The organism is Wenjunlia tyrosinilytica, assembly GCF_014646055.1.
Taxonomy (GTDB): Bacteria; Actinomycetota; Actinomycetes; order Streptomycetales; family Streptomycetaceae; genus Wenjunlia; species Wenjunlia tyrosinilytica.
Genome location: NZ_BMMS01000001.1, coordinates 400,556 through 414,014, shown reverse-complemented (window position 1 = coordinate 414,014; position 13,459 = coordinate 400,556). Strand labels below are relative to the sequence as shown.

Below are 13,459 nucleotides of genomic sequence, written 5' to 3'. Positions count from 1 at the left end.
CCTGGAACCGTCCGGCCTCGGCCGGGCCGCCCGCCGTCCGACGCCTCAGTCGGTGCTGCCGCCCCCGGTGCCCCCGTCGCCGTCCTGCGGGCCGCCACCGGCCTGGTCGGTGCCGTTGGCCCCCCGGGCGCCGGTGAACTTGTCCCGCAGTTTGCTGCCCATGTCGCCCGCACCCGAGCCGATGTCCCGTATCAGGCCCATCAGCGGGTCCTTGCTGGCCTTGACCCCGTCCGCGTAGGAGTTGGCCGAGTCGCGGAACGCCTCCGACACGGAGGCGTCCTTGTCCTCCGAGCGGCGCGGGTAGTGGCCGTCCATGATCCGCTGGTAGTCGCGGCTCTCGGCCCACTTCTTCAGCTCGGCGGCGCGCACCGTGGTGAACGGGTGGCTGCGCGGCAGCACATTGAGGATCTTCAGCACGGAGTCCCGCAGGTCACCGCCCGAGTCGTACTCCTCGGCCTGCTTGAGGAACGCGTCGACGTTCATCTCGTGCAGGTGGTTGCCGCCCGCGATCTTCATCAGGCCGCGCATGGACGCCTTCAGGTCCTGGCCGACCAGCAGCCCCGCCCGGTCGCAGGACAGCTCCGACTTGCGGAACCACTCCCGCAGCGCCGTGACGAGCGCCATGATCGCGAGGCTGCCGAGCGGGATCCAGGCCACCCGGACCGCCAGGGTGGTCAGGAAGAGCAGGATCGTGCGGTAGACCGCGTGCCCGGACAGCGCGTGCCCGACCTCGTGTCCGACGACCGCCCGCATCTCCTCCTCGTCGAGCAGCTCGACCAGACCGGTGGTGACCACGATGATCGGCTCGTCCAGGCCGATGCACATGGCGTTGGGCTGGGGGTCCTGCGTGACGTACATCGGCGGGACCTTCTCCAGGTCCAGGATGTAGCAGGCGTCCCTCAGCATGTCGTTCAGATGTGCGAACTGCTGGTCGCTGACCCTCACCGAGTCCGACAGGAACAGCAGCCGCATGGACCGCTCGGGCAGCAGGCCGCTGAGCGCCTTGAACACGGTGTCGAAGCCGGTGAGCTTGCGAAGGGCGACCAGCGCGGACCGGTCGGCCGGGTGCTCGTAGGCCCTGGAGGAGATTCCCGGGAACCTGATCCTGCTGCGGCTCGGCGGGTGTTCATTGGACTCGGTCATCGGGTGTCAACCCCCTGGTTTGCCGGTACTGACGTCTCGTTGCGACCTGCTGTGCGACAGCCCGCCGTCGGCCGGGGAACGGCCGGAGTTAGGCTGGTTCGTCCGCTCGATCATGACGATCGGCCCCCACGTCGAGGAGTGCTTCCGCCATGCCCGCCGTCCCCTCCCACCTGCCGGAACTTCTCGCCGCCACCTCCCGGGGCGGCCCCGGCGTCCTGCTCAAATGGGTCATCGTGATCGTGATCGTCGGTGTGGTGTTCCTGGCCTGGTTCCTGCTGCGCGGCTACAAGGACAAGGACTGAGCACTGGATACAAGGACGCGCGGAGCCTGCGTGAGGTTCCTTGCCGTCCCGCCCGTACCATGGGCCACACCCACGTCCGGATCCACTGACAGACCGAGGGCCCGCCACGATGACTGCACACCACGCGCTCACCCGGCTCGCCGAGGCGAGCGAGCACGGCCACGCCAGCCTCAGCCCGTACCTGACGGGCGGTGGTGCCCTGGGGGCCCTGCTCCTGCTGCTCTGGATCACCACGCGCTTCAACCGCGACCGCTGACCGCGGGAGCCTGGGCGTCATGACCAAGCGACTCGGGGTGATGGGCGGAACGTTCGACCCCATCCACCACGGCCACCTCGTGGCGGCCAGTGAGGTCGCGAGCCTGTTCCACCTCGACGAGGTGGTCTTCGTGCCGACCGGCCAGCCGTGGCAGAAGAGCGACCGCGTGGTCTCGCCGGCCGAGGACCGCTACCTCATGACCGTGATCGCCACGGCGTCCAACCCGCAGTTCTCGGTCAGCCGCATCGACATCGACCGCGGCGGGCCGACGTACACCATAGACACGCTGCGTGATCTGCGGGCCGAGCACGGCGACGCCGACCTCTTCTTCATCACCGGCGCCGACGCGCTGTCGCAGATCATCTCCTGGCGCAACCACAAGGACCTCTTCGACCTCGCGCATTTCATCGGGGTCACCCGTCCGGGGCACACTCTGTCGGACCCGGGTTTTCCGGAAGGCGGTGTCTCACTCGTGGAGGTGCCCGCTCTGGCGATCTCCTCGACCGGATGCCGCGAGCGCGTGGCGAAGGGAGAACCGGTCTGGTACCTGGTGCCCGACGGGGTTGTGCAGTACATCAGCAAGAGGGCGCTCTACCGGGAGACCGGATAGCGTGCTGCGGACGACCGAAGGGGCGCTGTGACCGACGCAAACTCCCCGTGGCGCGACGCCGCGGGAGAACCCCGACGTGAGCCGCGCCCCGACGCCCCGTACGGCGGCGAGCAGGGAGACTACGCGGACCAGGCCGACTACACCGCCCAGTACGGTCAGGGCCAGAACCACGCTCAGCACGACCAGTACGACCAGTACGGCAATCAGTACCCCCAGGGCAGTCAGTACCCGCAAGGCAGCCAGTACCCCGAGAGCAGCCAGTACCCGCAGGGCGACCAGTACACCCAGGGCAGCCAGTACGACGGCACCGGCCAGTACGGGCAATACCAGCAGCCGGGCGCCGGCGACCAGTACACCGACCCCTACGGCGGCGGCCAGTACCAGCAGGGCCACGGCTACGACCCCTACTCGGCGCAGCAGCAGAGCACCGGCTACGCCGAGCCGTACATCCCGCAGCAGCAGACCACCAGCTACGGCGAGAGTTATGACGGCGGCTACGACACCGGCTATGAGACCGGCCCGTACCCGGCGTATCCCCAGGACGGCTACGCACAGCAGGAAGCCCCCGCCGCGGCCCCCGCCGCGCCGCCGAGGCAGTCCGTCCAGGACCCCTACGCCGAGCTCGCCGAGCTGCGCACCCCGGATCCCGACGGTGACGACGACGCGTCCCCGGGCCAGGGTTCGGCCAGGACGGACTACCGGACCGAGCAGTTCTCCTTCGTCGACGACGAGGAGGACGAGGAGGTCATCGACTGGCTCAAGTTCGCCGAGACCCGCAGCGAGCGCCGCGACGAGCGCAAGCGCGTACTGCGCAACCGGGTCGTCTCCCTCGGCCTCGTCCTGGTCGTCGCCCTCGCGGGCGGCGTCGGCTACCTGTGGTGGCGCGGCGAGCTGCCGTTCGGGGGCGCCAAGAACGCCGCCGCCGCCGGAGCAGGGCAAAAACGCGACCTCATAGTCGTGCACCTCAAGGAACTCGACGCCGACCGCAGCTCCACGGCCCTGCTGGTCGACAACAGGACCACCGGCAAGGGCACCGCCGTGCTCGTGCCGAACTCCCTCGCCGTCAGCACCGACGACGCGGGCTCCACCACGCTCGGCAAGTCCGTGGACCAGGCCGGAATGGGTCCCACGCGTGACGCGCTGTCCACGCTGCTCGGCGCCGAGATCAAGGGCACCTGGCGCCTCGACACCCCATTCCTCGAACTCCTCGTCGAGTCGGTCGGCGGTATCACCGTCGACACCGACTCCGAGGTGAAGGGAACGGGCAAGAACAAGGCGAAGACACTGGTCAAGAAGGGTCCCCAGCAGCGGCTCAACGGTGTCGGCGCCGTCGCCTACGCCACCTACCACGCGCCCGGCGAGGCCGCGGACAAGCAGCTAGCCCGGTTCGGCCAGGTGATGCAGTCGGTACTGAAGCAGATGCCGAGCGAAGCGTCCGCCGCCACCGAGACGGTCAAGAACCTGGGCTCCGTCGCCGACCCCTCACTGCCCGAGAACGAGCTCGGAGCGTCGCTGGCGCCCCTGGCCGAGGACGCCAAGACGGGGCAGTACAAGACGGTGCCGCTGCCCGTCGCGGCGGACGGGACGCTGACCGACGCGACGAACAACGGCCTGGTCAAGGATGTGCTCGGCGGCACGGTGAAGAACGCCGACCCCAAGGCGACTCCGCGGGTGAGCGTCAAGGACGCCACCGGCACCTCCACGGCCTCGGGCAATGCGCAGGTGACGCTGATCAACGCCGGCTACACCTACACCTCGGCGGGCAAGGCCTCCACGCCGGTCGCGAAGTCCGCGGTGACCTACGCCAACGACCTCCAGGCGGACACGGCCAAGGAGGTCGCCCAGACCCTGGGGCTGCCGAAGACGGCGGTGAAGAAGGCGTCCGGCTCGCAGAACGCCGACGTCGCCGTGGTCCTCGGCCAGGACTACAAGGGCTGAGGCGGGGCCGGAGACGGGCCGGGCGGGGGAACCCGTTCCGGCCCGGACAGCGGAACCTGTTCCGGCCCGGAGGGGGGAGCCTGTTCCGGCCCGGAGGGGAACCTGTTCCGGCCCGGGCGGGGGGAACCAGTTCCGGCCCGGACGGGGGAAACGGCCCGGACGGGGAAAGGGCACGGGCGGGAAAAGTGGGACGGGGGCATCGGCAGGACATGACATCCTGGAGCGTGTAGCCCGTTCCCGAACCCGAAAGCTCAACTGTGACCGCAACCGACCACGCAGTCGAACTCGTCAACGCCGCCGCCCAGGCGGCAGCCGACAAGCTCGCCCACGACATCATCGCCTACGACGTCAGCGACGTCCTCGCCATCACCGACGCCTTCGTTCTGGCCTCCGCGCCCAACGACCGGATGGTGAAATCGATCGTCGACGAGGTCGAGGAGCGGTTGCTCAAGGAGTGCCAGGCCAAGCCGGTGCGCCGCGAGGGCGAGCGGGACGGCCGCTGGGTGCTGCTCGACTACATCGACGTCGTGGTGCATGTGCAGCACTCCGAGGAGCGTGTCTTCTACGCCCTGGAGCGGCTGTGGAAGGACTGCCCGGAGCTGGACCTGCCCGAGGACGCCGTGAAGACGCGCGGCAAGGCCGCCGAGCACGCCGAGGCCCAAGCCGCCGATGACGACCTCAGTGACGCCGACCGCATCGGCGGCTTCCACGGTCAGGACGGAGACCGGCGCTGAACGGGCAGGCCAGGGTCCGCGGACGCAAGATCGTCCTGTGGCGGCACGGGCAGACGGCGTGGAACCTGGAACGGCGCTTCCAGGGCAGCACCGACATCCCGCTCACCGAGACGGGCATCGCCCAGGCACGCCGATCCGCCCGTCTGCTCGCCGCACTGCGCCCGGACGCGATCGTCTCCTCGGACCTCAAGCGCGCTGCGGCCACCGCCGACGAGCTCGTCTCGATCACCGGCCTGGAGGTCAGGCACCACGAGGCACTGCGGGAGACCTACGCCGGTGTCTGGCAGGGGCTGACCGGCGACGAGATCCAGGAGAAGTACGGCGAGCAGTACGCCGCCTGGAAGCGCGGCGAGCCGGTGCGGCGCGGCGGCGGTGAGCTGGAGACCGAGGTCGCGGACCGGGCTGCACCCGTGGTACTCGCCGCCGCCGATGCACTGCCGGACGGCGGCACGCTGGTCGTGGCCAGCCACGGCGGCGCCATCCGGGTAACGATCGGACGCCTGCTGGGGCTGGCGCCGCACACGTGGGAGTCGTTGGGCGGTCTGTCCAACTGCTGTTGGTCCGTGCTCGGGGAGGGCGCCCGCGGCTGGCGTCTGATGGAGCACAACGCGGGCACGCTGCCCGAGCCGGTCCTCGGGGACGACGACTGACGGGCGACCGGCGGCGAGGCAGCGACCGGCGGCGAGGCAGCGACCGGGGGTCGACGCGTGCGGCCGGGAGGGCCGGAATCCGTCCTGAGCACGGATTTCGTGCTTCAGCCGGTGACCCGCTAAGCTTTCTTCCGTTCACGGCGCAGGCGCCGGAACGGCGGGGCTATAGCTCAGCTGGTAGAGCACTTGCATGGCATGCAAGGGGTCAGGGGTTCAAATCCCCTTAGCTCCACTCGGAAGCGGGAAGCCCTGTCTGCGGAAGGCGCAGACAGGGCTTCCTCGTCGTTTCTGCGCGGCTTCGCCGCGCGGTGCGGGGGCTCCGCCACCCGCACCCCCTTTGCCCAGGCGAACCCTGTCTGCGGAAGGCGCAGACAGGGCTTCCTCGTCGTTTCTGCGCGGCTTCGCCGCGCGGTGCGGGGGCTCCGCCACCCGCACCCCCTTTGCCCAGGCGAACCCTGTCTGCGGAAGGCGCAGACAGGGCTTCCTCGTCGTTTCTGCGCGGCTTCGCCGCGCGGTGCGGGGGCTCCGCCACCCGCACCCCCTTTGCCCAGGCGAACCCTGTCTGCGGAAGGCGCAGACAGGGCTTCCTCGTCGTTTCTGCGCGGCTTCGCCGCGCGGTGCGGGGGCTCCGCCACCCGCACCCCCGCCCGCCAGGTTGGGCCAGTCCGTGTTCGTGGGGTGGGGCGTGTGCTCGTCGCCTGTGTGGACCCGCGCCTGAGGTGAGCTCGTGTCCGTGGGGTGGGGCGTGGGCTGGTCTCCGTGTAGCCTGCGTCTGCGCCCGTGTCCGCGCGTCCAGGTGCTCGCTCCAGTCGGGGTCCAGATGGCGCTGGTACCCCGGAAGGCGTCATGGTCGACAGCGCTGCGGTGAGTACGCCCGCCGACGCGGGGGCGGGGACGGAGGGCGTTGTCCCGCCGCGCTCCGGGTGGCTGCTGTTCGTCGTGCTGGCCGGGCAGTTCATGGCCCTGCTCGACGCCTTCATCTTCAACGTCGCCGTCCCCGACCTGCGGGCGGACCTGCACCCCTCGGGGGCCCAGCTCCAACTCATCGTCGCCGGTTACACCATCACGTACGCGGTCCTGTTGATCACCGGTGCCCGGCTCGGCGCGCTCCTCGGCCACCGCAGGGTCTTCCTCGCCGGGCTCGCCGTCTTCACCGCCGCATCCCTCGCCTGCGGTCTCGGCCGGAGCGCGTATCAGCTCATCGGCTTCCGCATGGTCCAGGGCGTGGGCGCCGCGGGGATGATCCCGCAGGTGCTGAGCCTGATCCAGCGCACCTTCACGGGCCAGGCAAGGCTGCGCGCCCTCAGCGTCTACTCGGCGGTGATGGCCTCCGGAGCCGCGGTCGGCCAAGTGGCGGGAGGCGCGCTGGTCACGGCGGACCTGTTCGGCACGGGGTGGCGGCCGGTGTTCCTGGTCAATGTGCCTCTCGGGGCCGCCCTGCTCGTCGTGGGGGCGCGGATGCTGCCGCGTGACCGGGGTTCGGGTGCCGAGGTGTCCCACCGCCTCGACCTGCCCGGACTGCTGGCGCTGGGGGCGGCGGTCACCCTCCTCGTGGTGCCGCTCGTTCTCGGACGTGAGCAGGGATGGCCGCTGTGGGTATGGGTGTGCCTGGCCCTGAGTCCCGTGGCCTTCGCGGTGTTCGCCGCCGTCGAGCGTCGCGAGGCCCGGCGGGGAGGAGCGCCGCTGGTCCCGGGCAGGGTGCTGAGGGCGCCCACGATGGGGGCGGCGTCGTTCGGCATCTTCCTGGCGATGACCGTCAACGCCGGACTGCTGTTCGCGGTGGCGCTCCATCTGGAGTCGGTGATCGGCCGCAGCGCGCTCGCCACCGGCCTCACCTTCCTCCCCACCGCCGTCGGATTCGGACTGGTGGCGCTGTACTGGCGGCGGCTCCCCGAACGCCTCCATCCATGGCTGGGCACCCTGGGCTTCGTGGCGGCCGCGGCTTCCTTCGGCGGTGTGGCCCTGGTCGTCCGAGACGACGGTGGCGGGGGCGCGGTCCTGCCCGTTCTGCTCGGCGGGGCGGGCGTCGGCCTCGGTGGCACGGTCGGGCCGGTGCTGGCCCTCGCCCTGGCCAAGGTGCGGCCCCAGGACGCGGCCGACGCCACCGGCCTGCTCACGACCGTCACCCAACTGGGTGTGGTCCTGGGCGTGGCCGCCTTCGGCACCGTGTTCCTCAGCCGCTCCAGTGACTCCATGGCGGTCACCGCCGTGGCCCTGGCCGCTACCAGCGCGGTCGGCGCGCTCTTCGGGCTGAGGCTGCTGCGTGGGCGAGCGGCGCCCTGACAGCGCCCATCCGCCGTGCGTTCATCACTGCGTATGGCGTATCGGGAGCGACGGGATATGCGGAACCTCCGGCTCTTCTTGAGCGTCGTAGTCACTAAGAGCAGTCGCCGCACTACGGACGGCGGCGTGTGGGGGAGTCACGGGGGTTGGGCGTTGTCCGACATCGTGGAGCAGGTGCTCGCGTTACGTAGGTTGATGGATGCCGATCCCGAGTCCGACTCGGCGGCGCAGCAGGGGGACGACGGCGAGGACCTCGCCTCAGGGGAGGCGGGCGCCGTGCCCGAGACATGATCCGGAGTGCGGGCACGCGGGTGGCGGCCTATCACCCGCGGTGCTCAGTGGCGATACACATGCACGCGCCGGTCGGACAGCGGCCCGGCGGGGCCCGGGATCCAGACCTGGTCCGGTAGTTGGGGCGACCCAGTGTGCAGAGCCCGTGCGGCGAGGAATCCCGCGACGCAGAGGACCGCCGTGCCGGCCAGAGGGTACAGCGAGGACAGCATCATCTCGCCCGCGTCCTGGGAGAGCTCATGGCGCCCCGGACCGTGCGGCACCAGCCAGAAGAGATAACTGGTGAAGAGCAGAGCGGTGGCTACGGTGGCGGTCCACCACAGCGGGCTGCGCCTACCGGCAGCCTCCGAGCCGAGCAGAAGCACCATCGGTACGCACCACACCCAGTGGTGCGACCAGGAGACCGGGCTCACCAGGAGGGCTGTCGTGGCGCAGGCCACCGCGGCCCACGCCGGGGCGCCCGGCAGGCTCGATCCGGCGATGGCCGCCGCGGCGGCGACGGCCAGCCCCAGGGCGACGGCCACGGCGGCGGCCACCACCCACCACAGACCGGGGTTCCCGGTGTGCAGCAGCCGGGCGAGGATGCCGCGCAGGGACTGGTTGGCGGTGTCCTCGGTGTGACCCACCCGGCTGGTGGAGAAGACCGTGCCGCTCCAGAAGCGCACCGAGTCCCGGGGGAGCGCGCCCGCCGCGAGCGCGACCGTCCCGGTGAACGCGCCGAGGGCGACAGCTGCCCGGCGCAGCCAGGGGTTCCACAGCCGACCGCGCTGCCGGCGCAGCCTGCTCCACGCCTGGGCCACGCCCACCACGGCGAGGAAGACCGCGAAGAGGGCGGGGGTGAGCTTGATCCCCGCGGCGATACCGATGCCCACGCCCGCCCAGCGGTGGTCGGCGCGGCGGGTGAGGTCCCACAGCACCAGCACCGTGACCAGGAGGTTGATCTGGCCGTAGCGCAGCGTCGTCCACACCGGCTCGCACCACACCGCCACCGCCGTCACGGCGAGGGCCGCGGCCGTGCGGGGCAGCCGCCGTGGCCGCCCGGTCAGCCGCAGGGACAGATGGGCGAGCGCCAGGAGGAGGCCGAGATTGCCCACTATCGCCGCGGTGCGCATCGCGTCCACGCCCACCCAGGTCAGGGGCACGAACAACAAGGAGGCGAAAGGCGGGTAGGTGGTCGGCAGCCCCGCGTGCGTGGCGCGCATCGCGTACAGGTCCTGACCGCCGCGGACCGTCCAGCCCTCGGCCCGGTACACCATGAGGTCGATCATGGACACATGAGCCGCGTGCTGGGCAAGGCAGAACGCCGTGAGGGACAGCAGGCAGAGAGCCGCAGCGATGAGCGTCGGCCTGCGCACTATGAACGACCGCACAGTGAGCGGGCGGGGGGTCGCGAGCAGCTGCGTCGCAGTCACGGTGCGCGGCTCCATAAAGAGGGATGTGGCGGTCAAATCGGTCGTTGACGGACGACAGTACCGGCCAGTTGTCCTAAAGCGGGTGCCGCCCAAACCGTTTGGTCAAACCCTGCGCGCTCCGTGTAATGTAGGCCGGGCCGCCGGGCGAACTGGCGGAAAACACTCGGGGCTATAGCTCAGCTGGTAGAGCACTTGCATGGCATGCAAGGGGTCAGGGGTTCAAATCCCCTTAGCTCCACTCGGAAGCGGGGAGCCCTGTCTGCGGAAAGCGCAGACAGGGCTCCCTCGTCGTTTCTGCGCGGCTTCGCCGCGCGCTGCGGGGGCTTCGCCACCCGCACCCCCATCCGCCTGGCCGGGCGAGCCCGTGTCCGTGGAAGGCCGCAGACCAAGGCTCCGTCGTCTATTACTGGCCGTTCGTTGCGGGGGCTTCGCCACCCGCGCCCCCCGTCTGCCGGGCGGGGCGAGCCCGTGTCCGTGGAAGGCCGCAGACCAAGGCTCCGTCGTTGTTTCTGCGCGGCTTGGCCTTCGCCACCCCCATCCCCATCCGCCTGGCCGGGCCAGCTCGTGTCTGTGGAAGGCGCAGTCGAAGGCTCCGTCGTCTATTACTGGCCGTTCGTTGCGGGGGCTTCGCCACCCGCGCCGCCATCCGCCGGGCGGGGCGAGCCCGTGTCCGCGAGGGCTGCCCTCGGAGGGTGCCGTCGTGGGGACGCTGAGTGCGGGGCGCTGAGCCGCTGCGGTACCCTGGCCCCTATGCGAGCCGTGAGCCGTCTGCTTAGTCGGCCGCGCTGATCAGGACCGGCCCCCGGGCCGGAGTCGGCGCGGCGTCCCCTCCTGTGCGAGGGGATTTTTTATTGGTCCACCAGCAGACGCGGTATTCGGCCGCCATGACGTCGATGGAGCCCCGAGGACGATGAGCGACACCACCCCGGCCGTTGAGCCGCACCGCTACACGGCCGATCTGGCAGCCGAGATCGAGTCCCGCTGGCAGGACGAGTGGGAGAAGAGGGGCACATTCCACGCCCCGAACCCCACCGGGCCGCTGGGCGACCCGGACGGGTCCGCGGACCGGCCCAAGGCGTACGTCATGGACATGTTCCCGTACCCCTCGGGTGCGGGTCTGCACGTCGGGCACCCCCTGGGCTACATCGCCACCGACGTCTACAGCCGCTACCTGCGGATGACCGGCCACAACGTGCTGCACACGCTGGGCTACGACGCGTTCGGCCTGCCCGCCGAGCAGTACGCCGTCCAGACCGGCACCCATCCGCGGGTGACCACCGAGGCGAACATCGCCAATATGCGCCAGCAGCTGCGCCGCCTGGGCCTGGGCCACGACAGCCGCCGCTCCGTCTCCACCATCGATCCCGGGTACTACAAGTGGACCCAGTGGATCTTCCTGCAGATCTTCAACTCCTGGTACGACGAGTCCGCGGGCCGCGCCCGTCCCATCGCCGAACTGGTCGAGCAGTTCGCGGCGGGCACCCGCGAGACCCCGGACGGCCGCCCCTGGTCGCGGCTGTCGGCGGCCGAGCGCTCCTCCGTCCTGGACGACTTCCGCCTGGCCTACGCCAAGCAGGCCCCGGTCAACTGGTGCCCGGGCCTGGGTACCGTGCTGGCCAACGAGGAGGTCACCGCCGACGGCCGCTCCGAGCGCGGCAACTTCCCCGTCTTCCGTGCCAATCTGCGCCAGTGGATGATGCGGATCACCGCCTACGCGGACCGCCTGCTGGGGGATCTGGACCTGCTGGACTGGCCCGAGGCCATCAAGCTGCAGCAGCGCAACTGGATCGGCCGCTCCGAGGGCGCCCGCGTCGACTTCGCCGTCGACGGCCACGACGAGAGGATCACGGTCTTCACCACCCGGCCGGACACCCTGTTCGGCGCCACCTACATGGTGCTGGCGCCCGAGCACGGCCTGGTCGACACCGTCGTCGCCGACGCCTGGCCCGAGGGCGTCCCCGGCGTGTGGACGGGCGGCGCGGCCACCCCGGCCGAGGCCGTGGCCGCGTACCGCAAGCAGGCGCAGTCCAAGTCCGACGTCGAGCGGCAGACCGAGGGCAAGGACAAGACCGGTGTCTTCACCGGCGCCCACGCCGTCAACCCCGTCACCGGCAAGCGGATCCCCGTCTTCATCGCCGACTACGTGCTGATGGGCTACGGCACCGGCGCGATCATGGCGGTGCCGGGCCAGGACGAGCGCGACTGGGAGTTCGCGGAGGCCTTCGAGCTGCCCATCGTCCGCACCGTCGAGCCGCCGGAGGGCTGGGAGGGCGAGGCGTTCACCGGCCAGGGCCCGGCCATCAACTCCGCCAATGACGAGATCAGCCTGAACGGCCTGGCGGTCGGCGAGGCCAAGCAGCGGATCACCGAGTGGCTGGAGGCCCGCGGTATCGGCGAGGGCACGGTCAACTACCGCCTGCGCGACTGGCTGTTCAGCCGCCAGCGGTACTGGGGCGAGCCGTTCCCGATCGTCTACGACGAGGAGGGCGTGCCCCACGCGCTGCCCGACTCGATGCTGCCCGTCGAGCTGCCCGAGATCGAGGACTACTCACCGCGCACCTTCGACCCGGACGACGCGGACACCAGCCCCGAGACCCCGCTGTCCCGCAACGAGGAGTGGGTCGAGGCCACCCTGGACCTGGGCGACGGCCCGAAGAAGTACCGCCGCGAGACGAACACCATGCCCAACTGGGCCGGTTCGTGCTGGTACGAGCTGCGCTACCTGGATCCGGAGAACACCGAGCAGGTGGTGGACCCCGCGGTCGAGGAGTACTGGATGGGCCCCAAGGCCCCCGGCGGCTCCGGCGGTGTGGACCTGTACGTGGGCGGCGCCGAGCACGCCGTGCTGCACCTGCTGTACGCGCGCTTTTGGCACAAGGTGCTGTTCGATCTGGGGCACGTCTCCTCCAAGGAGCCGTTCCACCGCCTGTTCAACCAGGGCATGATCCAGGCGTACGTCTACCGCGACTCCCGCGGCTTCCCCGTTCCGGCGGCCGAGGTCGAGGAGCGCGACGGGAAGTTCTTCCACCAGGGCGAGCAGGTCAAGCGCGAGCTGGGCAAGATGGGCAAGTCCCTGAAGAACGCCGTCACACCCGACGAGATCTGCGCCGAGTACGGCGCGGACACGCTGCGCCTGTACGAGATGGCGATGGGCCCGCTGGACGTCTCCCGCCCGTGGGACACCCGCGCCGTCATCGGCTCGTACCGCTTCCTGCAGCGGCTGTGGCGCAACGTCGTCGACGAGTCCACCGGCGAGGTCGTCGTCACCGACGACGAGCCGGACGAGGCCACACTGCGCGCCCTGCACAAGACGATCGACGGTGTTCGCGCCGACATGGAGGGGCTGCGCTTCAACACCGCCATCGCCAAGGCGACGGAGCTGAACAACCACCTGACGAAGGCCGGTTCCGTGCCGCGTTCGGTGGCCGAGCCGCTGGTCCTGCTGGTCGCCCCGCTGGCCCCGCACATCGCCGAGGAGCTGTGGCGCAAGCTGGGCCACGAGACCTCGCTGGTCCATGAGCCGTTCCCGGTGGCGGACCCCGCGCTGGTCCAGGACGAGGCGGTCACCTGCGTCGTCCAGATCAAGGGCAAGGTCAAGGCACGGCTGGAGGTGCCCCCGTCGATCTCCGACAGCGAGCTGGAGGCGCTGGCGCTGGCCGACGCCGCCGTGCAGAGCGCGCTGGGCGGAGCGGACATCCGCAAGGTCGTCGTCCGGGCCCCGAAGCTGGTGAACATCGTCCCGGCGTAACACGCCTGGTCGTAACGCTTTCGGGCGGGCCGGGGCTCTTCGAGGAACCCTGGGCCCGCCCGAGGCGTTGTTGAGGGAGGACCCCGCTCTTA

10 protein-coding genes and 2 tRNA genes are annotated in these 13,459 nt (G+C 70.6%); 10 read left to right on the top strand and 2 right to left on the bottom strand.

The window, feature by feature from the left end; all coding sequences use genetic code 11:
* Positions 1-45: 45 nt before the first annotated feature.
* Positions 46-1,143, bottom strand: a complete 1,098-nt coding sequence (locus IEY86_RS01840; RefSeq protein WP_189129638.1) for a M48 family metallopeptidase — start codon at positions 1,141-1,143, stop codon at positions 46-48.
* A gap of 149 nt (positions 1,144-1,292) precedes the next feature.
* On the opposite strand from IEY86_RS01840, the gene IEY86_RS01835 reads away from it, so the two are divergent.
* The 8 genes from IEY86_RS01835 (at position 1,293) to IEY86_RS01800 (ending at position 7,916) form a co-directional block, all read left to right on the top strand.
* Positions 1,293-1,445 (top strand): hypothetical protein, encoded by a 153-nt coding sequence (locus tag IEY86_RS01835; protein ID WP_189129637.1) that lies wholly within the window; start codon positions 1,293-1,295, stop codon positions 1,443-1,445.
* 109 nt (positions 1,446-1,554) lie between these two features.
* Positions 1,555-1,701, top strand: coding sequence for a hypothetical protein (locus IEY86_RS01830; RefSeq protein ID WP_189129636.1), 147 nt, complete (start codon positions 1,555-1,557; stop codon positions 1,699-1,701).
* Positions 1,702-1,720: 19 nt separating this feature from the next.
* Positions 1,721-2,311, top strand: a complete 591-nt coding sequence (nadD, locus tag IEY86_RS01825) for a nicotinate-nucleotide adenylyltransferase (RefSeq protein WP_189129635.1) — start codon at positions 1,721-1,723, stop codon at positions 2,309-2,311.
* Positions 2,312-2,338: 27 nt separating this feature from the next.
* Positions 2,339-4,249 (top strand): LCP family protein, encoded by a 1,911-nt coding sequence (locus IEY86_RS01820; RefSeq protein ID WP_189129634.1) that lies wholly within the window; start codon positions 2,339-2,341, stop codon positions 4,247-4,249.
* Between the two features lie 257 nt (positions 4,250-4,506).
* Positions 4,507-4,983: a ribosome silencing factor gene (rsfS, locus tag IEY86_RS01815; RefSeq protein WP_189129633.1), complete on the top strand. Its 477-nt coding sequence runs from the start codon at positions 4,507-4,509 to the stop codon at positions 4,981-4,983.
* On the top strand, positions 4,980-5,633 hold the full coding sequence (locus IEY86_RS01810; protein ID WP_189129746.1) for a histidine phosphatase family protein: 654 nt from the start codon (positions 4,980-4,982) through the stop codon (positions 5,631-5,633). Before rsfS ends, IEY86_RS01810 begins: the two co-directional genes overlap by 4 nt.
* 159 nt (positions 5,634-5,792) lie before the next feature.
* Positions 5,793-5,865 (top strand) — tRNA-Ala (locus IEY86_RS01805).
* 614 nt (positions 5,866-6,479) lie between these two features.
* On the top strand, positions 6,480-7,916 hold the full coding sequence (locus IEY86_RS01800) for an MFS transporter (protein WP_189129632.1): 1,437 nt from the start codon (positions 6,480-6,482) through the stop codon (positions 7,914-7,916).
* A 335-nt stretch (positions 7,917-8,251) separates the two neighbouring features.
* Here the strand turns inward: IEY86_RS01800 and IEY86_RS01795 are convergent, their stop codons facing one another.
* The gene (locus tag IEY86_RS01795; protein WP_229698076.1) at positions 8,252-9,619 is read right to left on the bottom strand and encodes a glycosyltransferase 87 family protein; all 1,368 of its coding nucleotides are present in this window, start codon (positions 9,617-9,619) and stop codon (positions 8,252-8,254) included.
* A 165-nt stretch (positions 9,620-9,784) separates the two neighbouring features.
* Here IEY86_RS01795 and IEY86_RS01790 point away from each other — a divergent pair.
* Positions 9,785-9,857 (top strand) — tRNA-Ala (locus IEY86_RS01790).
* A 672-nt stretch (positions 9,858-10,529) separates the two neighbouring features.
* Positions 10,530-13,367 carry a leucine--tRNA ligase gene (gene leuS, locus IEY86_RS01785; protein ID WP_189129630.1) on the top strand — a complete coding sequence of 946 codons (2,838 nt, stop codon included), beginning with the start codon at positions 10,530-10,532 and terminating at the stop codon, positions 13,365-13,367.
* Positions 13,368-13,459: the final 92 nt, after the last annotated feature.

Bases quoted from the DNA above. Each gene is read 5' to 3' on its own strand.
- IEY86_RS01840 (WP_189129638.1), bottom strand. From the start codon at position 1,143: ATGACCGAGTCCAATGAACACCCGCCGAGCCGCAGCAGGATCAGGTTC.
- IEY86_RS01835 (WP_189129637.1), top strand. From the start codon at position 1,293: ATGCCCGCCGTCCCCTCCCACCTGCCGGAACTTCTCGCCGCCACCTCC.
- IEY86_RS01830 (WP_189129636.1), top strand. From the start codon at position 1,555: ATGACTGCACACCACGCGCTCACCCGGCTCGCCGAGGCGAGCGAGCAC.
- nadD (WP_189129635.1), top strand. From the start codon at position 1,721: ATGACCAAGCGACTCGGGGTGATGGGCGGAACGTTCGACCCCATCCAC.
- IEY86_RS01800 (WP_189129632.1), top strand. From the start codon at position 6,480: ATGGTCGACAGCGCTGCGGTGAGTACGCCCGCCGACGCGGGGGCGGGG.
- leuS (WP_189129630.1), top strand. From the start codon at position 10,530: ATGAGCGACACCACCCCGGCCGTTGAGCCGCACCGCTACACGGCCGAT.